The 21250-nt window shown below is 56.8% G+C and carries 23 protein-coding genes; 20 read left to right on the forward strand and 3 right to left on the reverse strand.

Annotated elements, in window-relative coordinates; genetic code table 11:
• From Q0362_RS09480 to glmM, 6 genes are all read left to right on the forward strand, one after another.
• Positions 1-498 (forward strand): DNA-directed RNA polymerase subunit alpha C-terminal domain-containing protein (locus Q0362_RS09480; RefSeq protein ID WP_298122878.1); only part of this gene is annotated, 498 nt, incomplete at its 5' end.
• Positions 499-548: 50 nt separating this feature from the next.
• Positions 549-1133, forward strand: a complete 585-nt coding sequence (gene rplQ, locus Q0362_RS09485) for a 50S ribosomal protein L17 (RefSeq protein WP_298122880.1) — start codon at positions 549-551, stop codon at positions 1131-1133.
• A gap of 90 nt (positions 1134-1223) precedes the next feature.
• Positions 1224-2231 carry a tRNA pseudouridine(38-40) synthase TruA gene (gene truA, locus Q0362_RS09490; RefSeq protein ID WP_366099798.1) on the forward strand — a complete coding sequence of 336 codons (1008 nt, stop codon included), beginning with the start codon at positions 1224-1226 and terminating at the stop codon, positions 2229-2231.
• Between the two features lie 144 nt (positions 2232-2375).
• A complete protein-coding gene (gene rplM, locus Q0362_RS09495) occupies positions 2376-2822 on the forward strand; it encodes a 50S ribosomal protein L13 (protein WP_298122882.1) in 447 nt (148 codons plus the stop codon).
• A gap of 34 nt (positions 2823-2856) precedes the next feature.
• Positions 2857-3348, forward strand: coding sequence for a 30S ribosomal protein S9 (gene rpsI / locus Q0362_RS09500; protein ID WP_298122884.1), 492 nt, complete (start codon positions 2857-2859; stop codon positions 3346-3348).
• A gap of 31 nt (positions 3349-3379) precedes the next feature.
• Positions 3380-4741, forward strand: a complete 1362-nt coding sequence (gene glmM, locus Q0362_RS09505) for a phosphoglucosamine mutase (RefSeq protein ID WP_298122886.1) — start codon at positions 3380-3382, stop codon at positions 4739-4741.
• Between the two features lie 12 nt (positions 4742-4753).
• On the opposite strand, the gene coaA is transcribed toward glmM, so the two are convergent.
• A complete protein-coding gene (coaA, locus tag Q0362_RS09510; RefSeq protein ID WP_298122947.1) occupies positions 4754-5698 on the reverse strand; it encodes a type I pantothenate kinase in 945 nt (314 codons plus the stop codon).
• 66 nt (positions 5699-5764) lie between these two features.
• On the opposite strand from coaA, the gene glmS reads away from it, so the two are divergent.
• The 10 genes from glmS to Q0362_RS09560 all read left to right on the forward strand — a co-directional run bounded on the left by glmS (position 5765) and on the right by Q0362_RS09560 (position 15332).
• Positions 5765-7615 carry a glutamine--fructose-6-phosphate transaminase (isomerizing) gene (glmS, locus tag Q0362_RS09515; RefSeq protein ID WP_298122889.1) on the forward strand — a complete coding sequence of 617 codons (1851 nt, stop codon included), beginning with the start codon at positions 5765-5767 and terminating at the stop codon, positions 7613-7615.
• Positions 7616-7621: 6 nt separating this feature from the next.
• Positions 7622-7981, forward strand: coding sequence for a holo-ACP synthase (locus Q0362_RS09520; RefSeq protein WP_298122891.1), 360 nt, complete (start codon positions 7622-7624; stop codon positions 7979-7981).
• Complete coding sequence (gene alr, locus Q0362_RS09525; protein WP_298122893.1) at positions 7978-9105, forward strand: alanine racemase; 1128 nt, start codon at positions 7978-7980, stop codon at positions 9103-9105. The genes Q0362_RS09520 and alr overlap by 4 nt, the downstream gene beginning before the upstream one ends.
• The gene (gene tsaE / locus Q0362_RS09530; RefSeq protein ID WP_298122895.1) at positions 9105-9578 is read left to right on the forward strand and encodes a tRNA (adenosine(37)-N6)-threonylcarbamoyltransferase complex ATPase subunit type 1 TsaE; all 474 of its coding nucleotides are present in this window, start codon (positions 9105-9107) and stop codon (positions 9576-9578) included. The genes alr and tsaE overlap by 1 nt, the downstream gene beginning before the upstream one ends.
• Entirely contained in the window at positions 9575-10222 is a 648-nt protein-coding gene (gene tsaB, locus Q0362_RS09535) for a tRNA (adenosine(37)-N6)-threonylcarbamoyltransferase complex dimerization subunit type 1 TsaB (RefSeq protein ID WP_298122897.1), read from the forward strand. Before tsaE ends, tsaB begins: the two co-directional genes overlap by 4 nt.
• Positions 10219-10701 carry a ribosomal protein S18-alanine N-acetyltransferase gene (gene rimI / locus Q0362_RS09540; RefSeq protein WP_298122899.1) on the forward strand — a complete coding sequence of 161 codons (483 nt, stop codon included), beginning with the start codon at positions 10219-10221 and terminating at the stop codon, positions 10699-10701. Before tsaB ends, rimI begins: the two co-directional genes overlap by 4 nt.
• Positions 10701-11756, forward strand: a complete 1056-nt coding sequence (gene tsaD / locus Q0362_RS09545) for a tRNA (adenosine(37)-N6)-threonylcarbamoyltransferase complex transferase subunit TsaD (RefSeq protein WP_298122949.1) — start codon at positions 10701-10703, stop codon at positions 11754-11756. The genes rimI and tsaD overlap by 1 nt, the downstream gene beginning before the upstream one ends.
• A 9-nt stretch (positions 11757-11765) precedes the next feature.
• A complete protein-coding gene (locus Q0362_RS09550) occupies positions 11766-12113 on the forward strand; it encodes a DUF4190 domain-containing protein (RefSeq protein WP_298122901.1) in 348 nt (115 codons plus the stop codon).
• Positions 12114-12122: 9 nt separating this feature from the next.
• A complete protein-coding gene (locus Q0362_RS09555) occupies positions 12123-12368 on the forward strand; it encodes a DUF4190 domain-containing protein (protein ID WP_298122903.1) in 246 nt (81 codons plus the stop codon).
• Between the two features lie 102 nt (positions 12369-12470).
• The gene (locus Q0362_RS09560; protein WP_298122905.1) at positions 12471-15332 is read left to right on the forward strand and encodes an aminotransferase; all 2862 of its coding nucleotides are present in this window, start codon (positions 12471-12473) and stop codon (positions 15330-15332) included.
• A 17-nt stretch (positions 15333-15349) separates the two neighbouring features.
• Here Q0362_RS09560 and Q0362_RS09565 read toward each other — a convergent pair whose 3' ends face one another.
• Together Q0362_RS09565 and Q0362_RS09570 are read right to left on the reverse strand one after the other, a co-directional pair.
• Positions 15350-15694, reverse strand: a complete 345-nt coding sequence (locus tag Q0362_RS09565) for a hypothetical protein (RefSeq protein WP_298122907.1) — start codon at positions 15692-15694, stop codon at positions 15350-15352.
• Positions 15695-16032: 338 nt separating this feature from the next.
• The gene (locus Q0362_RS09570; RefSeq protein WP_298122909.1) at positions 16033-17220 is read right to left on the reverse strand and encodes a class I SAM-dependent methyltransferase; all 1188 of its coding nucleotides are present in this window, start codon (positions 17218-17220) and stop codon (positions 16033-16035) included.
• 130 nt (positions 17221-17350) lie between these two features.
• Between Q0362_RS09570 and groES the strand changes: the two genes are divergently transcribed.
• The 4 genes from groES (at position 17351) to Q0362_RS09590 (ending at position 21187) form a co-directional block, all read left to right on the forward strand.
• Positions 17351-17647: a co-chaperone GroES gene (gene groES / locus Q0362_RS09575; protein WP_110232760.1), complete on the forward strand. Its 297-nt coding sequence runs from the start codon at positions 17351-17353 to the stop codon at positions 17645-17647.
• Positions 17648-17844: 197 nt separating this feature from the next.
• Positions 17845-18795, forward strand: coding sequence for an EamA family transporter RarD (gene rarD / locus Q0362_RS09580; protein ID WP_298122911.1), 951 nt, complete (start codon positions 17845-17847; stop codon positions 18793-18795).
• Positions 18796-18872: 77 nt separating this feature from the next.
• Positions 18873-19676 carry an ABC transporter substrate-binding protein gene (locus Q0362_RS09585; protein WP_298122913.1) on the forward strand — a complete coding sequence of 268 codons (804 nt, stop codon included), beginning with the start codon at positions 18873-18875 and terminating at the stop codon, positions 19674-19676.
• Between the two features lie 197 nt (positions 19677-19873).
• Positions 19874-21187: an ABC transporter substrate-binding protein gene (locus tag Q0362_RS09590; RefSeq protein WP_298122915.1), complete on the forward strand. Its 1314-nt coding sequence runs from the start codon at positions 19874-19876 to the stop codon at positions 21185-21187.
• Positions 21188-21250: the final 63 nt, after the last annotated feature.

A 21250-nucleotide genomic window follows, 5' to 3' on the forward strand; every position in this document is an offset into this window, starting at 1 on the left:
TCGATCTACTCTCCAGTACTCAAGGTGACCTACCGCGTCGAGGCAACTCGTGCCGGTGAGCGCACTGACTTCGACCGCCTGGTCGTTGACGTTGAGACCAAGCCAGCAATCACCCCTCGTGACGCAATGGCTTCGGCTGGTCGCACCCTGACCGAACTCTTCGGTCTGGCACGCGAGCTCAACACTGCTGCTGAAGGTATCGAGATCGGTCCTGCACCAGTTGACGCAGTCCTCAGCTCTGAGCTGTCGATTCCTGTTGAAGACCTCGACCTCTCTGTTCGTTCCTACAACTGCCTCAAGCGCGAAGGCATCAACACCGTCTCTGAGCTCGTAGCTCTGTCCGAGACTCAGTTGATGAACATTCGCAACTTCGGTCAGAAGTCGGTCGACGAGGTTCGCGACAAGCTCATCGAGATGGGCCTGTCTCTCAAGGATTCTGTCCCCGGTTTTGACGGAGCACACTTCTACGGTGGCTTCGACGAAGACGAGAACATCTAAGCGACTGTCTTTTAGACACGTCACAGTATTGATTTACGGAGATATAAAAAATGCCTACCCCAACTAAGGGTCCTCGCCTCGGAGGCGGTCCTGCACACGAGCGCTTGATGCTCGCGAACATGTCCGTTTCTTTGTTCACTCACAAGTCGATCAAGACCACTGAGACCAAGGCAAAGCGCCTGCGTCCCGTGGCTGAGCGTCTCATCACGTTTGCAAAGCGTGGAGACCTTCACGCACGTCGCCGTGCGCTGTCGATCCTGCGTAACAAGGAAGCTGTTCACATCCTTTTCGCTGAAATTGCTCCTCTGGTTGCTGAGCGTGAGGGCGGCTACACCCGCATCACCAAGCTCGGTTACCGCAAGGGTGACAACGCTCCTCTCGCACAGATCGAGCTCGTGCTCGAGCCTGTCAACAAGAAGCCTGCCAAGGCTAAGCCTGCTAAGGCAGAGGCTCCCAAGGCTGCTGCTCCTGTAGCTGCTGAGGTTGTTGAGGAAGTTGTTGTTGACGAGGTGACCGAAGAGGTCGTCGTTGACGCAGCTGGCGAAGCTGAAGTTGAAACCGTTGTTGAAGAGACTGTTGTAGAGGTTGTTGAAGAAGCACCCGCTGCAGAAGCTACTGAAGAAGAAGCTAAGTAGTCCTTCTACGAACTCACACGAAACCCCGGTGCTGGTCACCGGGGTTTCGTCGTTAAACCCCAAGCCCACGAAGACTTTAGACTCGAAGACGTGATTACTGAGGACAGCGCCATCGACGAAGGTTCAGACGAACCCGTCGAAGACGACTTTGCTGACCTCGTTCCCGTTGACGGCATCGTGCGCGTGCGCATCGATTTCGGCTATGACGGCACGGATTTTGCCGGCTGGGCTAAGCAGCCAGGCCTGCGCACGGTTGAAGACATGTTGGAGCAGGCCTTTGCTCAGGTGCTGCGCATGGAGGTTTCTCCCCGCATCGTGGTGGCTGGTCGCACCGACGCTGGCGTTCACGCTGCTGCTCAGGTGGCTCACGTTGATATTCCGTTGGAACAGCTCATCCGGGTTTCTTTTTCACGCCTGGAACGTCGTGAACTGCAGGAGCAGGGCGGTATTCCGTTTGTGGACGGTATTGCCCAGGTTCCCCAGTCCATGCTGCACGCCCTACTGCGCCGCGTGAACGGCTCGATGGGTCGCGGTGCAGATGTGGTGATCAACAAGGTTGTCGTCGCTCCTGCGGGCTTTGACGCCCGGTTCTCACCTCTGGCAAGGCGCTATGAATACCGCATTGCAGATGGTCTCGAACATTTGAACCCAATCGAGCGTCGCAAGACCACCTTCAGCTTCTATCCACTCGACGTGGACGCCATGAACGAGGCGGCAGCCATGATGCTTGGTCTGCGGGACTTTGGGGCGTTTTGCCGCCCACGTCCTGGCGCGACCACGATTCGTGAATTGCAAGAGTTCCACTGGGAACGTTCAGAAGACGGCGTGATCGTGGCCAAGCTTCAGGCAGATGCGTTCTGCCACTCCATGGTGAGGTCATTGGTTGGTGCTTGTGTTGCTGCAGGTTCCAAGGCCAACAGCCTGGAGGAGATCGAAACCCTGCGCACCAAGGCAGAACGCACCAGTGTGTTCAAGGTCATGCCTGCCCAAGGACTGACCCTGACAGAGATCATTTACCCTCCCGATCACGAGGTCGGAGCGCGTGCAGACCTTACCCGGAGCCGTCGCGAATTGACCGACGACGCTCCCATGGCGTAAATTAGACCCTTGGTGCTTGTTCCACGTGGACAGGCCGCCGAAGTTGAGCCCTCGACTGATGGGTTCTAGCCAGATTCTGGATTAGAACGCAACGACTGAGCGGGATACACGGACCACTCATTTCGACAAGAAAGCAGTATTACTGTGACTCGTACCTTTACGCCTAAGGCATCAGAAGTTACGCGCGGCTGGGTCATCATTGACGCAACCGACGTCGTGCTCGGACGCCTCGCATCTCACGCAGCAACCATTCTGCGTGGCAAGAACAAGGCCACCTACACTCCTCACATGGACATGGGTGACTTCGTCATCATCGTCAACGCAGACAAGGTTGTCCTCACCGGCAACAAGGCTGCACAGAAGAAGGCATACCGCCACTCTGGTTACCCAGGTGGTCTTCGTGCTACTACCTACACCGATCTTCTCGAGAAGAACCCTGAGCGTGCTGTGGAGAAGGCTATTCGTGGCATGCTCCCCAAGACCTCACTCGGTCGCGACCAGTTCCGCAAGCTCAAGGTTTACCGCGGCGCTGAGCACCCTCACGCTGCACAGCAGCCCAAGGTATACACCCTCACTCAGGTAGCTCAGTAGAGCCTCGAAGATTTAGATAAAGGATTAAGTAATCATGGCGGATAACGCAGAAATCGAGACCGAGGCCGTAGAGGTCACCGAGTACTCAACTGAAACTCCTGTCGCAGCAGCTCCTAAGGCTCCTCGCGCCATCCTCAACGTTCCCGGTGCAGCTGTAGGTCGTCGCAAGCAGGCTATTGCTCGCGCACGCCTCGTACCCGGTTCCGGCAAGATCACGGTCAACGGCCGCGAGCTCGCTAACTACTTCCCCAACAAGCTGCACCAGCAGCTCATCAACGACCCTTTCACCGTGCTTGAGCTCGGTGGCGCATATGACGTCGTTGCACGCATCAGCGGCGGTGGCCCTTCCGGTCAGGCAGGCGCACTGCGTCTGGCTATTGCTCGTACATTGAACGAGATTGACCGCGAGAACAACCGCGCAATCCTGAAGAAGGCTGGCTTCTTGACTCGTGACGCTCGCGTCATCGAGCGTAAGAAGGCTGGTCTCAAGAAGGCCCGTAAGGCTTCTCAGTTCTCGAAGCGTTAATCTCGCTTCTTTAGCAGAAGTCGACTGTCCCTTGGCACGTCTATTCGGCACGGACGGTGTCCGAGGCTTAGCAAACCGTGAACTCACGGCAGACCTAACCTTGGCACTGGCCCAGTCGGCCGCGGTGGTTCTCACCAGCGGTCGCAGAGCTGAAGCCAGACGAGCTGAGGGACGTCGTGCTACTGCCGTCATTGCTCGCGATCCACGCATCTCTGGTGAGTTCCTCACTGCTGCGCTGTCTGCTGGCCTGGCCAGCTCAGGCATCGATGTGTTGGATGCGGGCGTGATTCCCACGCCTGCAGCTGCCTTCTTGGTCAGCTCCATCGGCGCAGACTTTGGTGTGATGGTCTCGGCCTCCCATAACCCTGCTCCCGATAACGGCATCAAGTTCTTTGCCTTCGGCGGAACGAAGCTCCCTGATGAGGTCGAAGACCGCATCGAGGCTTCGCTCGACGCCGATCACCTGCTTCCCACTGGTGGCGAGGTTGGGCGCATTCGTCGCTTCGCAGATGCAGAAGACCGCTACGTCATTCACCTGCTCGGCACCCTGCCCAACAAGCTCAACGGTCTGCACGTGGTGTTGGACTGTGCTCACGGTGCTGCCTCCGCCATCTCACCTGAAGTCTTCACCGACGCTGGTGCGAAGGTCACCGTTATTGCCGCAGACCCAGACGGTCTCAACATCAACGACGGTGTGGGCTCCACCCACCTCGACGTGGTGGCCGCAGCTGTCCTGGCTCACGGTGCTGACATTGGTATTGCTCACGATGGTGATGCTGACCGCTGCTTGGCTGTGGATGCTCAGGGCAACGTCATTGATGGCGACCAGATCATGGCCATCCTGGCGCTGTCGATGAAAGAACGTGGTCGCCTCAAGAACGACACTCTCGTTGCCACCGTGATGAGCAACCTCGGTCTTCACAAAGCCATGAACAAGCACGGCATTAAGGTCATCCAGACTGCAGTCGGAGACCGTTACGTCCTCGAAGGCTTGGCAGAACACGACGCCTCGTTGGGCGGAGAACAGTCCGGTCACGTCATCATGACCGACTTCGCCACCACCGGTGACGGCATCTTGACTGGTCTGCACCTGGTCGCTGAAATGGCTCGCACCGGCAAGACCATTGCTGAGCTTGCCTCGGTGATGACCGTCTACCCACAGATTCTTGTCAACGTGCGTGGTGTTGATCACCGCGCCTTAGGCGGCAACGCAGCAATTGATGCTGCTGTTGCAGCCGCTGAGGTTGAACTTGCAGACACAGGCCGTGTCTTGTTGCGTCCTTCCGGAACCGAACCCATGGTTCGCGTCATGGTCGAAGCTGCCGATCAGGCAACTGCAGACCGCTTGGCACACAGCATCGCTGATGTGGTCAAGGCAGAGCTCGCGCTCTAATTCTCTTCGCCGCTAGATCTTGCGCAGCAAGACGGTCGAAACCGCATGGTTTGCTGCCTTACGCAGCACCAGGGTTGCCCTGGACCTGGTGGGACGAATGTTCTCTTCCAAGTTGGGAAGGTTGATGCGTTCCCAGAAGCCCTTAGCTGTCTCACGAGCTTCGTCTTCGGTGAGCGAGGCATAGCGGTGGAAGTAGGAATCAGGGTCGGAGAATGCTCCGCGCTGCAGTGACAGGAAGCGATCTTGATACCAGGTGGCAATGTCTTGCGTGCGGGCATCGACATAGACAGTGAAGTCGAACAGGTCACTCACGGCTAGCCCACCACCTGTGGTGGGAGGCTGGAGGACATTGAGGCCTTCGACGATCAGCACGTCAGGCTGGCGAACGACAATCTTCTCGTCGGGCAAGATGTCATAGCTCAGGTGGGAATAGACCGGAGCGGTGGCCTCAGCGGCACCGCTCTTGATCTTGCTGACAAAGCGCAGCAACGCACGGCGGTCATAGGACTCCGGGAATCCCTTGCGATCCAAGATGCCCCGGCGTTCCAGCTCAGCGTTGGGATAGAGAAAACCATCGGTGGTGACCAGCTCAACGCGGGGAGTTCCCTCCCAGCGCGCCATCAGCATCTGCAGCAGGCGGGCCACGGTGGACTTGCCCACTGCGACAGATCCAGCCACACCAATCACGAACGGCGTGGTGGTGGCGCGCTCGCCGAGGAAGTTGGAGGTGTCGCGGTGAAGGTTACGAGCACCGGAGGCATAAATAGAGAGCAACCTGCTCAGCGGAAGATAAACATCTTCCACTTCTTGCAGATTCAGGCGATCTCCCAGACCACGCAAGCTCTCAATATCTGCCTCAGTGAGGGGAGAAGCGGTGGTGGGGGCGAGTTCTGCCCATTCATCACGAGAGATCTCCACAAAGGGAGTGCTGTGCGTGGTGATGGCACCCGTTTGCATTGAACTCACTTGCCTATTCTGCCCTACGCAGGCGTTGTGCCGCTCGTGAACTAAACTGGAAGCCTTATGTGTGGAATCGTGGGTTACGTCGGTCAGCAAGACACTCTTGCCGTTCTTTTGGGCGGTCTGAAGCGTCAGGAGTACCGCGGATATGACTCGGCAGGTGTTGCAATCCTGACCGATGGCGGCACTATCGAGACCGCCAAGAAGGCTGGAAAGCTCCAGGCTTTGGTTGACCTGCTTCAGGCACACCCCCTCATTCCTGGTCACACCGGTATTGGCCACACTCGCTGGGCCACCCACGGTGGACCCACCGATGTGAACGCCCACCCTCACTTGGGTGACGACGGCAAGCTTGCCCTCATTCACAACGGCATCATTGAGAACTTCGCTGAGATCAAGGCAGAACTTCTCGCCAAGGGCTACGAGTTCGAATCTGAGACGGACACTGCTGTGGCAGCTGTTCTCCTCGGTGATGTCTACCGCGAGGTCGGTGACCTGCGCGAGGCAATGCGTCTGGTAGTCAACCGTCTCGAGGGTGCATTCACGTTGCTTGCGGTTCACACTGATGCACCTCACCTCATCGTTGCTGCACGCCACAACTCACCCCTGGTGATTGGTTTGGGCGACGGCGAAAACTTCCTCGGCTCGGACGTTGCCGCATTCGTGGAATACACCCACCGTGCAGCAGCTGTCGGCCAGAACCAAGTTGTGGCGATCACGCCTGACGCTGTTGAGGTCATTGACTTCGACGGTGTTCCTGTCGAGATCGAAGAATATGAAATCGCCTGGGATGCATCTGCATCCGACAAGGGCGGTTGGTCTTCCTTCATGGCGAAGGAAATCACCGAGAACCCCGACGCTGTGGCGAACACCGTTCGCGGACGCGTCGTGGATGGTCTCGTCGAGGTTCCTGAACTAACCGAGCTGGGCGATGCTGTTTTGAACGGCATCAACCGCATCATCTTGGTTGCCTGCGGCACGGCGTCCTATGCCGGCATGGTTGGCGCCTATGCCATTGAGCAGTGGGCACGCATTCCTGTTGAGGTTCAGCTCTCACACGAGTTCCGTTACCGCGACCCCGTGATCACCCCTGAGACCCTGATCATTTCGATCAGCCAGTCCGGTGAAACCATGGACACCTTGATGGCGGTCAAGTATGCCCGCGAACAAGGTGCACGCACCATCTCGGTGTGTAACACCCAGGGTGCAACAATCCCTCGTGAATCTGACGCTGTGGTCTACACCCACGCAGGTCCTGAGGTTGCTGTTGCCTCCACCAAGGCTTTCGTCGCTCAGATCACGGCGCTCTACTTAATCGGTCTGCACATCGCAGGTTCCAAGAAGACCGTGGCCGAGAAGGAACTCCGCCGTCTCGCTACTGACCTCCAGGCTCTGCCTGCCAAGGTCACCAAGGTTCTCGAGACCGGTGAAAAGATTGCTCAGCTTGCAAAGTGGATGAGTGACACTCCTTCGGTATTGTTCCTGGGTCGCCACGTGGGATACCCCATCGCACTCGAGGGTGCTCTCAAGCTCAAGGAGCTTGCCTACATCCACGCTGAAGGTTTCGCTGCGGGTGAGCTCAAGCACGGTCCTATTGCTTTGATTGACCACGGACAGCCCGTGTTCGTTATTGTTCCGAGCCCTCGCGGTTCAGCCCTGATTCACTCCAAGGTTGTCTCCAACATCCAGGAGATTCGTGCACGTGGTGCTCGCGTCATCGCGATTGCTGAGCAGGGCGATGCAGCTGTACTTCCTTATGCAGATGAGGTCATCCAGATTCCTCTGGCCGACCCCATGTTTGAGCCCATCCTCGCGGTGGTGCCACTGCAGATCTTCGCCATGGAGCTCGCAGACGCCAAGGGCTTGGATGTTGACCAGCCACGTAACCTGGCCAAGTCGGTCACGGTCGAATAGCCACTCATGATTCTGGGAGTGGGGGTCGACATTGTCGACATCGCTCGCTTCACGCGGGCGTTAGAACGCACGCCCAAGCTGGGGGAGCGTCTCTTCACTGATGCCGAGCGTGAGCTTCCCGCGAACTCTCTTGCTGGACGCTTCGCCGCTAAAGAAGCATTGATCAAAGCTTTCGGCGGCTCTGGTTCGATGACCTTTCACGACATGGTCGTGGTCAAGGACGAACTGGGTAAGCCATCATTTGATCTAACCGGTGCTGCTGCAGAGATGGCCAGCTCCAAGGGCATCGACAGTGTGCACCTCTCCATCTCTCACGATGCCAACGCAGCCGTTGCTTTCGTCGTTGCCGAAGGAAGTGCCGCATGAGCCACACTCCATTCCGCATAGCCAAGGTCAACACGGATGCCATCGCCGGCAACGTGAAGCGCCTCTATGAGATCACCGGTGTTGACGACGTCCTCATCGTGGTCAAGGCCAATGCCTATGGCCATGGCATGGTGCCCGCAGCGAAGGCTGCGCTCGCCGGCGGAGCAACCTGGCTAGGAACTGCAGATATCGCCGAAGCGCTGACCTTGCGGGACGCAGGCATCACGGCACCTGTGCTGTGTTGGATCCATGCACCCGATGAAACCTTTGATGAAGCCGTCGAAAATGACATCACCCTGGGTGCTGTCTCCGTCGCACAGCTCAACGCGATTGCTTCTGCTGGGCACCGTGCCCACAAAACTCCTCGCGTTCACCTCAAGCTCGACACGGGCCTGAGCCGTAATGGTTCCAGTCCCGAGCAGTGGGCTGACTTCATGCGCACCGCAGCAGAACTTCATGCTTCTGGGGATCTGGATGTTGAAGGTGTGATGAGTCACCTCTCCAACACCTCCGATGCTGATGATCTCGAGCAGCTCAAGGTGTTCACAGTCGGTCTCTCTGAGCTCAAGGACGCCGGGCTCGAACCGAAGTATGTTCACCTTGCCGCTTCACTGGCAGCACTGACGCTGCCCGAAACCCGCTTCAACATGGTGCGCTCCGGTATTGCCGCCTATGGCATTGCCCCCACTGAAGAGCTCCGTCCAGAGCAGTTCGGGCTCACTCCTGCCATGACACTAGAAACCAGAGTGGTGGCTGTTCGTCGCGTTCCGGAGAACACCGGTGTGAGCTATGGCTATCTCCACCGCACAGCAGGTGAGAACACTTTGGCTTTGATTCCCCTCGGTTATGGCGACGGCATCAACCGAGATGCCTCCATGAATGGCCCAGTATTACTCAACGGGGAAACCTACCCTGTTGCTGGTCGCATCGCGATGGATCAGTTTCTGCTCAACGTGGGCGATGACCCCGTTGCTGTGGGTGACCACGTAGTCCTCTTTGGTGACCCAGCATTGGGTCAGCCTTCGGTTCACGACTGGGCTGCAGCTGCGAACTCCATTGCCTATGAGATTGTCACGCGCCTGATTGGCACCCGACTCGAATATGAGTACGTAGGGAACGCCTAATGCTCGGAACTCGCACAATTGAGAATCCGGACCAGATGCACGAACTCGGCCTTGAGCTGGGGAAGGCACTGCGTGCGGGCGATGTGTTGGTGCTCACCGGTCCCCTCGGTGCTGGCAAGACCACATTGACCCGTGGCATTGGTGAAGGACTCGGCGTTCGCGGTCCGGTGACCAGCCCCACTTTTGTCTTGGCTCGCACACACCCCAGCCTGGTTGACGGCCCACCTCTGGTTCACGTGGATGCCTATCGTTTGAACAGCGCCGTTGAACTCGATGATCTCGACATCGACTTCGCTCACTCTGTCGTTGTGGTCGAGTGGGGTGCCGGCATGCTCGAGGGCATCGTGGACTCGTGGCTCGACGTCGTCATTGAACGCCCTGAGGGCGCCAATGCGGGTGAACTCGGTGAGGAACTCATTGAGCCCCGCATCGTAACTCTGACTGGGCATGGTGAAAGGTGGGAAGCAGCGTGAGTAACCTGATCCTTGCCATCGATACTTCTGCCGGCACCAGCATCGCTCTGGTGAAAGACGGTGTAGTTCTTTCTGCACGCTCCACCCCCGACACCATGCGTCACGCCGAAATCATCGGCAGCTTTATCCATGAGGTTCTCACCGAAGCAGGTATTGCATCTCACGAGGTGACCCACGTTGCAGTCGGCATGGGGCCAGGACCATTTACCGGTCTTCGAGTCGGGATTGCTGCCGCCGATGCGTTCGCATTCGGCAGCGGGGCAATCCTGCTCCCCATGAACAGCCACGATGCTATTGCTCTTGAGTTCTTGGATACCAATCCTGAAAACAACGTCGTGGTCACCACCGATGCTCGCCGCAAGGAAGAGTATGTGAGTTTCTATACCGGCCTGGATGACGAAGGCTGCCCGATTCGTGCACACGGTCCAGCCATTCAGAAGCCCGGTGAATACATCGTCACCGAAAGTGCTTATGTTCAGGCCACAGAAGTTCCTGCCACGTGGTTAGGTGTTCTGGCCGAGCGTATGTTGGTTGCCGGACGCCCCTTCCTCCCCTTCGAGGCGCTCTATCTGCGCTCGCCGGATGTCACCATGAGCAACGGCCCCAAGCGGGTTGTGCAGGAGATGCGAGGTGGTCAGAAATGATCGACAGCATCGTGTTGCGTCAAGCCACCACTGATGACGTTCCCGCCATCATGGACATTGAAACTCCCGTCTTCGCTGGTGAAGCCTGGTCCATGGAAGCTATGGCTCGAGATGTCGGAGACAGGAACTGTTTCTATCTCGTCGCCGAAGCACACACGGATGTTCTGGGCGGTGAGCCCTCTGTTGTTGGTTATGCCGGGCTCCTGGCTCCCCGAGGCTCAGGTGATGGCGATATTCAGACCATTGCTGTTCTGCCCGAGTTCCGCAGCTCAGGTCTCGGACGCCGTCTGATGACGGCGCTGCTGGATGAAGCAGAAGCACGTGATGCAAAGCGAGTCTTTCTAGAGGTTCGTGCTGACAACCCTCACGCGATTGCGCTTTATGCATCCTTGGGCTTTGAAGAGATTGCTGTTCGTCCTGGCTACTACCAGCCCGAAGGCATCGACGCCGTAATCATGAAGAAAGGGGCTGATCTGTGATGAACCGTGATGCTCCTTTAGTCCTCGGTATTGAAACCAGTTGCGATGAGACCGGCATCGGTATTGTTCGCGGTCGCGAACTACTGGCTAATGTCATTGCCTCGTCGATGGATGAGCACGCCCGTTACGGCGGCGTTGTTCCTGAAGTTGCAGCTCGCGCACACCTCGAAGCTTTGCGCCCAGCCCTGACTGAAGCTGTTGCCACCGCGGGCATCAATCTCGAAGACCTTGATGCTGTCGCGGTAACAAGCGGCCCTGGTTTGTCCGGTGCACTGATGGTGGGTGTTGGGGCAGCGAAGGCTCTGGCGCTGTCTCTGAATAAGCCGCTCTATGCCGTGAACCACCTGGTGGGTCACGTCGGTGCTGACGTTCTCGGCGAAGAAGGCCCACTCGAGTACCCCACCATTGCCTTGTTGGTTTCAGGCGGTCACACCTCGTTGCTTCTTGTTCGTGATCTCACCAGCGATGTTGAACTCTTGGGTGAGACCATCGACGACGCCGCTGGTGAAGCCTTCGACAAGGTCGCCAGAATATTAGGTCTGCCCTATCCCGGTGGTCCCCAGATCGACCGCGTTGCGGCAGACGGTGACCCCAAGGCCATTCGCTTCCCCCGTGGCCTGACGCTTCCGAAGGACATGGAGAAGCACCGCTACGACTTCTCCTTCTCGGGGCTCAAGACAGCCGTTGCTCGCTGGGTTGAGGTGCGCAGAGACGCCGGGGAAGAGATCCCCATCGCTGACGTGGCAGCAAGCTTCCGTGAAGCTGTCATCGATGTGCTCACCAGTAAAGCGATTGCTGCCTGCAAGGACTATGACGTCCCTAGGCTTTTGCTCGGTGGTGGTGTTGTAGCGAATGCACGCCTGCGCGAAGTCGCTGGGCAGCGTGCCACGTCGGCTGGGGTGGAGCTGCGCATTCCTGCGTTCTCCCTCTGCACAGACAATGGCGCGATGATTGCGGCGCTGGCGTCTGAGCTCATCATGGAAGGTGCCGAACCTTCTTCACTGAACTTTGGAGCTGACAGCACACTCCCAGTTACAGACATCCATGTTCACTAAAATTGAACTATGACTGAAAAAGCTGCACCCAAGACCCCCAAAGCCGCCAAGCCTGTGACTGTTGTCACTCCTGAGCCTGTGGCAGTTCCCAAGACCAACATTCTGGCTATCGTTGCCCTCGTGACCGGTATCGCTGGTCTCACCGTGGTGCCCTTCGTCTCCAGCATCGTTGCTGTGGTGACCGGACACATGGCACGCAAGGAAGTTCGTCGCACAGGCGAGCAGGGAGACGGCCTCGCACTGGCTGGTCTCATCACCGGTTACATCGGTATTGGTCTGGGCCTCCTCGTTGCTGTTCTGCTCATCGCATTCTTCGGCATTGTTCTGGCGTCAGGCATCAACAGCTACGGCTACTAAGTTTGTTCTGTGAACACCAACAACGCTGAGGCTCAGTTAGCCCGCTTTAACGGCTGGGCAATTGTCTCCGTGGCCTGCGTGCTGCTGTTGGTTGTTGGTGTTCTTGCTGTGTTCTTCGGCAACAAAGCGCTGAAAGAAATCAAGAAGACAAACCAGCGCGGCATGAAGCTCGCGCAGTGGGGTGTTGTTCTGGGTTATGTCGAGATTGTCTCGGGCGTAATCGTGCTCACAGCCATCTTGGCCATTACGTATTGATCTTTAACTCCTGCAGAGTGAACTCAAGCAGGGGACCAAGCTACATACGTATATTTCTTATGGCTTGGGGTTGAGCGAAGAGAAGACCAGAATAGTAAAGCAATGAATACCGACATCTTTGACTACTTCAGCCAGACTGAGCTTCCTTCTCCCACTCTTCCTGAGGCTGAGGTTGTGGCATTGGTTGAGAAGCATTTTGGCGTGGTCACGACCGCTTCATCGCTGGGCAGTCAGCAAGATCAGAACTTCATTTTGCGCAGACAAGATTCTGGTGAAGTTCTCGGTGTTCTCAAACTCAGCAACCCCGCTTTCAGCGTGCAAGAAATCCAGATGCAAGACGAGGCTGCCGCCCACCTTGCCAGCACGATAGACCTGCGCATCCCTTCGATTGTTGAGGGTGAGAGCGGCGCAATGTCAGCACTGTTCGAGACCTCTCAAGGCGTGATTCATGGCCGCGTGATCAAGTTCATACCCGGCAACAGCCTGATGGGCTCGGGATACTTATCTCCGCATGCGATTGCACGCTTGGGCGAGATTGCAGGAATGGTGAGCAGCGGACTCGCTGACTTCTCTCACTCGGCCAGTGGCAGAGTGCTGCAGTGGAACTTGCTCCATGCGGAGAAAGTCATTGAACAACTTCTCAGTGATGAACCCGATGCCGAGGTCACGAACCTCGTCCACCAGGCTCTCGAGATGACTTCTCCGATTCTCAGCACTGTTGGCCCGAACCTGCCTCAGCAGCTCGGCCACTTCGACATTACCGACGACAATGTGATGTGTCCGGAAGATTCATTAGTCCCTGACGCCGTGCTCGACTTTGGTGACGTTGCCAGCTCATGGGCTGTGGGAGAGATCGCCACCACAGTGTCTTCGATGCTTCACCACGATGGCGTTGAGCCATTCAGTGTTTTGCCTGCCATCGCCGCATTCCATGCGCTTCGTCCACTCAGCGATGATGAGATCGACGCGCTCTGGCCCTTGGTCATTCAGCGCGGTGCTGTGTTGGTGCTCAGCGGTCGCCAGCAGAGCCGCATTGATGAAGACAACGACTATGCCACCAACGCGCTCGACCGCGAAATGCGCATCTTGGTCCAGGCTCTGTCTGTTCCACCAGCAGTGATGTCAGCAACCATTCGCCACCACCTGGGCCTCAGTGCTGCAGAAACTGCAGCTTGGACCGGCGGCAATCTGCTTTCTGCCCTCACTAACGTGACCTTGCTGGACGCCTGCACCACCTCGCCTCTCAATGATGAGGGTGCGTGGATGGGAGCAGCCACTCTTGAGCATGCTGCCCTGTCTGCTCTCGACAGCGGTGCAGAGCTCGCAGTGCTTCCGGCATGGCAACCCGTGCTCACCGGTGCTCCTTCTCGCACACCACAGACCCCAGAGACCATCCCCACCCACGCCACCATCTGGTTGGCCGAAGCGACAGAGCTTTCCACGAAGCATGAACTTGAGACAGCCGCTGGAGTGGTAAAGATTACCGCTGGCGGCCAGTCGGTGGAGTTCCGTTCGGCACTGATTGCGGGAACAACACTGCCAGCACGTGCCGCTATCACCGTCGCCATGGTTAATGACTCGGTCGATGTTCCTGCCATGGTCACTGCGGAATTAGCACTCGGATGGCGAAGCCTGCTGGGTGATCCCACGCACGCTCTGGGAATTGATCTGAGTCCAACGGCAGCGGACCACTTGCTTGAGCGTCGTGAGAAAGTTCTCGCCGAAGTGCAAGAGCACTACTACCAGCACCCTCCGCAGATGGAACGTGGTTGGCGTGAATATCTGATGGACGTCAACGGTCGGGTCTATCTCGACATGGTGAACAACGTGGCCTCCGTCGGCCACGCCCACCCGAAGGTGGTCGAGGCAGCGACCAACCAGATGCGTTTGCTCAACACCAACTCTCGTTTCAACTATCACTCGATAACGGAATACGCAGAGCTGATCACCGAGACGCTTCCCCCTGAGCTCGACACTGTCTTCTTCGTGAACTCAGGTTCAGAAGCGGTGGATCTCGCACTGCGTGTGGCAATGGCATACACAGGCAGAACCGACATCGTCTGCATGCAAGAGGAATACCACGGCTGGACTTATGCCAGCGATGCGGTGTCAACCTCTATTGCAGATAACCCCAATGCGCTGAGCACCAGACCAGACTGGATCCACACCGTGGATGCTGCCAACTCCTATCGCGGTATTCACCGCGATGAAGAAGCAGTGAAGTATGCCCCCGAAGCGGTTGAGGTCATTGAGGGCATTGCTCGGTCAGGTAAGCAGATCGCCGGCTTCATCAGTGAGTCCTACTTTGGCAACGCCGGTGGCGTCGCCCTGCCAGATGGGTATCTGAAGCAGGTATATGCCGCTGTTCGTGCGCAAGGCGGTCTTGCCATTGCGGATGAAGTCCAGGTCGGCTTCGGACGCTTGGGTGAATGGTTCTGGGGCTTCCACCAGCAAGGCGTTATTCCAGACATCGTTGCGGTGGCAAAGTCCATCGGTGGCGGTCATCCGCTCGGCGCCGTGATTACCAGCCGAGAGATTGCCAACCGTTACCGCACCCAGGGCTACTTCTTTTCTTCCACCGGTGGTTCACCTGTGTCGAGTGAGATCGGCAAAGCAATCCTCGGCATCATCAAGGATGAGGGCTTGCAGGAGAACGCATTGAAAGTGGGAACTCACCTCAAGCAGCGCTTGCAGAGCCTGTCTGCGAAGTACCCCATCGTGGGCAGAGTGCATGGCTCAGGTCTCTACCTTGGTTTGGAATTCATCCGAGACACCCAGACTCTGGAACCGGCAACCGAAGAAACTGAAGCTATTTGTAATCGTCTGCTGGAACTCGGCGTCATCATGCAGCCCACTGGTGATTACCAGAACGTGCTCAAGATCAAACCACCACTCGTGGTTACTCAGGAGTCTGCAGACTACTTCGTGGACATGCTGGAGCATGTCTTGGAGACCGGCTGGTAGTAGCTAGCCGGCTTGGGTCACCACTTGATGAGCTGTTGCTCCACAAAGTTATATTCGGCAGTCTCTTTGCCAGTCACGACATAGTCGTTGCTCTCCCAGCCAGGGGTGAAACCTCCGGCAGCATGGATCGCAGAACGAATAGTCGCCATGGCAACCGCTGCTGCTTCGTCGAAAGTGCTCTCAGTTGCTGAGGAATTGATTCGCACGAAGCCGGTCTTCACGGTGGCGACATAGTCAGAGTCAGATATGCGCTGGTCAGCAGCCTCGATATCCATCAATGCACTCATGACCTGGTCGAGGTGGTTATCGAGATCCATTTCACCGGTGACATAGAAACTCACCGAAACACGTACTGTTTCCATTTCTACTTCCTTCCCCGGTAAACGAAACATGTTGCTCTTTCTAAGTATCTCAACATATCTTTCGCATAGTGAGGGTTGCTGGGAGTCAGATGAATACCTGTTTGATGCTTTTCAGGACAAGGGCAAAATGCTCGATAGTACGTTGGAGGATCTTTGATTCGCCAACCTTGATCGTCCAGCATCAGCAAAAGAGCTTGTAACTCTTTTGTGGTGTGCTTCTTCCAGTACCCGTTGCGACGAACCATCCGGCAACCGTAGGGTTGCGGCTGCTGAGATCGAGTCCAGATGTGTTTATCTGTTGAAGTAGCTCTTCAACTGAAGGTGTTGAGAACTACTGATTAGACGCGTTGGGCAAGGATTGCCACCCGGCGCTCGCCGAGCCTGGTCAAGAACAGCGTCGCGCTGCTCTTTCCGGACAGGCTCAGGCGCTTGCGAAACTCTGCGGGGTCAATGTCCACGCCCCGCTTCTTGATCTCGAGCGTGCCAATGCCGCGCGTCTTGAGCTCTTTGGCAAGCACCTTCACATCGAGAGCAAACTCTTCAACGACTTCAAAAGTGCTGGCAAAGGGTGTGCTCACCTCAACGTCACTGCTCATATAGGCAATGTGCTCGTCGAGCATGTGGGCACCAATGCTGCGGGCCAGGTCGCCGATCAACCGTGCGCGAATGACCGCACCATCTGGTTCATAGAGGAACTTACCTAGTTCACCGACTTCGGCATCTTCCGAGTCGGCCGCAGAGGTCAACTCGTGCATGCCATCGTTGTGGATTACGAGAGCAGCTCGAGAGATGCCATCCCGCTTGAGGGGGCCAAACCACAGACCCACTTCAACCACGTCGCCATTGACAGAGATCCACTGTGCTTCGCAGGTGTCAGGAATCTGCTCTCGGTCAAAGCCAGGGCCCAACTTGATGCCGGTGGGAAGTTTGTCTGCCAGACCGAAAGCAAAGTCGAGCGAGGGAGAGTAGTCCTCTGAGTTGGCTAAGCGGTTGGTGTTGGTGTGACCAGAAGTTCGTCGTGCTGGATCGAGGTAGACGGACTCCACATCAGAGAGGTCCGTCTCTTCTGCTGTGCCATGACTCACTCGTGCTTCAGGGAAGGGCGCCAAGTTATAGGTTGTGATGGCGGCAGTGACTTCATCCGCGTCCACGGCATGAACCTGCAGGCCTGCTCCGGCAAACGCCAAGGCATCGGCTCCGATGCCGCAGCCCAGGTCGGCCACGCTTGTGAGCCCTGCGCGAACATAGCGCCCGGCATGGAGGGCTGCTACCGGAAGCCTGGTGGCCTGCTCGAGACCTGCTTCAGTGAACAACATGCGCTGGGCAAAGTCGCCGAACTTAGCTCCCGCTTTTCCACGCAGCTTTGCCTGAGTGAGCGCAGTGGCCACTAATGACGCGGAATTTCCGTCTTTGCGCAGGTGAGCGACCATCTTCAACACATCAGTGTTGGAGGTGTAGGCGGGCAGAGAGTCCAGTAACGCCACCCCTTCCGGGGTGAGTAATTCGCGTAGTTCTGCACTCTCCATGGTTGTAAACCTACCAATCCTTGAGCTGGCACTCACATTGCGCGAGTGCTAGTTCACGCCGTACACTCGTAGTTAGCACTCGATACGTTCGGGTGCTAATCCCATACTTAGTTCAAGAAAGAGGTCAACCGTGTCGGTCGCCATCAAGCCGCTCGAAGATCGCATTGTTATCAAGCAGGTTGAAGCCGAGCAGACCACTGCTTCCGGTCTCGTCATTCCTGACACTGCCAAGGAAAAGCCCCAGGAGGGCGTTGTCGTTGCAGTAGGCCCCGGCCGCATTGACGACAACGGTAACCGTGTTCCTCTGGACATCGCCGAAGGCGACAAGGTTATCTACTCCAAGTACGGCGGAACCGAAGTGAAGTACGCAGGCGAGGAATTCCTCGTTCTCTCTGCTCGCGACGTTCTCGCAATTGTTGTTCGCTAAATTCTTTTAGCTCAAATTGTGGCTCCGGTTTTCCGGGGCCACAGTTGGTTAAAAAAGTGTGAGCCTGGCTCGCGAACCGTCCGGATCACTGCCAAGCTCTAAGGGCTACTGCCCGCCACTAGTTCAATAATAATCCTGCATTAGGTAATTGGCGAGCACTGGGGTTACCTGAGGATTGTCCGGAGTAGGCTCGAACTATGTCTTCTCCCGGTGCCTCTGCTGTGTCCGAGAAGCTCTCTCGCCCCGGCTTGCTCTATGCCTTTGGCGCCTATGGCCTGTGGGGTTTGTTCCCGCTGTACTTCTTAACCCTGGAACCAGCCACCCCTTTTGAGGTCGTCGGTTACCGCATTCTCTTCTCCTTGATCTTCTGCGCTTTCCTTATTGCAGTAACCAGGAAGTGGAAGCAGCTCTTCGCGATTATGAAGCAGCGCAAGATCATGCTCACCCTGGGTGTGGCAGCTGTGTTGATCTATATCAACTGGCAAGTTTTCATCATCGCGGTCCTGAGCAACCAGATTGTGGAATCCTCCCTGGGCTATTTCATCAACCCCATTGTCACCGTAGTGCTGGGTGTGCTGGTGCTGCGCGAGAAGCTCCGTCGCACGCAATGGGTTGCCGTCGGCATCAGTTTTATCGCCGTCATTGTCCTCACCATTAGCTACGGCACGATTCCTTGGATCTCACTGACCCTGGCAGCATCCTTTGGCCTCTATGGCCTAATCAAGAAGCGCACCGGTGGCGTCGTCGACGCCATCAGTGGTCTGACCATTGAGACCATCTGGATGACGCCGGTGGCGATCATCCAGTTGATCATTGTCTCTAATGTGGTGGGACTGACCTTCTTTGGTTATGGCGTTCCTCACACCCTGCTCTTGGCATCCGCTGGTGTTGTCACCGCTGTTCCCCTGATTATGTTTGGTGCCGGTGCTCGCCGTTTGCCCTTGACGGCAATCGGTTTGATTCAGTACTCCACCCCCGTCTTCTCATTCTTGATGGCTGTCTTTGTGCTGCACGAACCCATGCCACCGGTTCGCTGGGTTGGCTTCTTCATCATTTGGGTGGCTCTGATCGTGCTCACCACAGACATGCTGCGCCATGGCAAAGCGAACAGGCTTGCCCGCGCAGCCGAAGAGCTCACTATCGAATAGAGCGCGTGCCATCAGCGAGAACAGGTGCTGGGGTCGGTACTGTTGAGCCGTAAGTTGCTTTGACGAAAAGGATTACCGTGGGATTCAACAAGATTGCAACCGTGTTTGTTGCCGGTGCAGTAGTACTCGGAATGGCTGCCTGCTCAGGCGGTTCCGCAGTGGTTCCCACTGCGACCCCGACCCCCGTCAAGGCTTCGGGCGATGGCATCCTGCGCATCGGTGACATGACTCCCGTCTCGGGTGACCTTGCTGCTTACTCGGCAGCTCAGGCCGCTGGTGTTGACCTCGCTGCTCAGGAAGTCAACGAGCAGGGTGGTTACAACGAGGTTCCTGTTGAAGTTCTCCACCGCAACGCTGGTGACGGCGACCCCGCAGCAACCGAAGCAAGCTTCAATGACCTCGTCGCGCGCGGCGTGGACGTCATCATTGCTCCCGCGTCGGCAACCGTTGTTGCAACCCTGGAAGAACTGGTCGCAAAGAACGACAGCAATGTCGCCATCATCTCGATTGCCACCTCAAAGAACGCCCCCAAGGGTGCTGCTGTGGAAATGATCACCCCAGATGACGCACTCTCTGCTCGCCTCAAGGGTTCTGACCCCAGCCTGAGTGAACTTGGTTACGGCGCAGAAGCCTATGACCTCGCTATCGCATCGATCCTGGCTGCCACCGTCTCCAAGGATGACGGCGGCGCTTCGATTACTCAGGGCCTCATTGCCGTCACCCTGCAGACCGGCTTCCCCTGCACCAGCTACGGCATGTGTGTTTCTGCTGTTGCTGACAAGCAACCCATCAACTACACCGGCCCTGCAGGTCAGATTAACTACGATGCCACTACCGGTGTTGCCTACTTCGGCAAGACCGTCGAAGCCACAAAGAAGTAGCGTTACGCACTTTTTACGCATTTCACGCAGGAAATAGTCGTTTCTGCGGCCTTTTGTTGCGCAATCTTTCGGTATCAAACAGTTTGTTACCTAGTTGTAACCCGGAAATGTTGTCTCAGGAAACATCTAACGCCTAGTTTGGTAATACAACAGAGCACGTCGTCGTGCTCTGATCACAATTATCACCAAGGAGTACCATGCGAGAAATTTCTCTCCGCACTCGTGCACTCGGTGGTCTTGCTCTCGCAGCAACCTCAGCACTCGTGCTGGCTGGCTGTGCAAGCGGATCAACCGACGGTGGCGCAACCGACTCAGCATTTGCTGCAGCCGACTGTGCAGCCGACAGCACTAGCGACAACACCTTCAAGGTAGGAACCCTCCTGCCCATCACTGGTTCACTCGCCTTCCTCGGCCCACCCGAAATCGCTGGTGTTGGTCTTGCTATTGCAGACATCAACGCAGCTGGTGGCGTAAACGGTTCAGACGCTTGCCTCTACAGCACCGACTCCGGTGACTCGAGCGACATGTCTGTTTCTACCGCTTCGGCAGAAGACCTCATCAAGCAGAAGGTATCGGTTGTACTTGGTGCAGCTTCTTCCTCCGTATCTCTTAACGTTGTTGACTCGTTCACCGAGGCTGGCATCGTAGAGATCTCTCCTGCTAACACCTCTGCAGCCCTTTCCGGCTACAGCCCCTTCTACTTCCGCACTGCACCACCAGACACCGTACAGGGCTCTGCTCTCGGTCAGCTGATCACCGGTGACGGAAACTCGAAGGTTGCATTCCTCGTATTCAACGACTCCTACGGAACCGGTCTTCGTGACTCGACCGAGGCATCCATCGTTGAAGCTGGCGGAACCGTTGTTTACGGTGGAACCGGTAAGGGCCAGGAGTTCCCTCCTGCTCAGACCACCTTCTCCTCCGAGGTAACTGCTGCTCTGGCTACTCAGCCTGACGCACTCGTAGTTGTCGCATTCGACGAGACCAAGGCAATCATCCCCGAGCTCGTAGCTCAGGGTTGGGACATGGCTAACACCTACTTCACCGATGGAAACACCGGATCCTTCGAGAAGGACTTTGAAGCAGGCACCCTCGAAGGCGCACAGGGAACCATTCCTGGTGCAGCTCCTTCGGACGAGCTGAAGGCACTCCTCGGCAAGTACTGGTCTGACGTTCAGGGCGAAGAGCTCACTGACTTCAGCTACGCTGCAGAGTCCTACGACGCAACCGTCCTTGCAGCACTTGCTGCAACCAAGGGTGGCGCAACCACTCCTGCAGCAATCCAGGAAAACCTGGCTGCTGTATCGGGTGCTAACGGTGGAACCAAGTGCTCCACCTACGCTGAGTGTGTTGACCTGATCAAGGCCGGCGACGACATCCAGTACCAGGGTCCATCTTCGGTTGGTCCTTTCAACGCTAAGAATGACCCATCCTCCGCGTTCATCGGTATCTACAAGTACAACGATGTAAACGTTCCAGTATGGGCATCCGCTGTTGAGGGTAAGTCCTAAACAGTAAATGCACTGAAGTAGTCACCCCCTGGGCTTCGGCCCAGGGGGTGACCTCTTTAACTT

Origin of the sequence: uncultured Aurantimicrobium sp. (assembly GCF_936931525.1) — a bacterium.
Taxonomy (GTDB): Bacteria; Actinomycetota; Actinomycetes; order Actinomycetales; family Microbacteriaceae; genus Aurantimicrobium.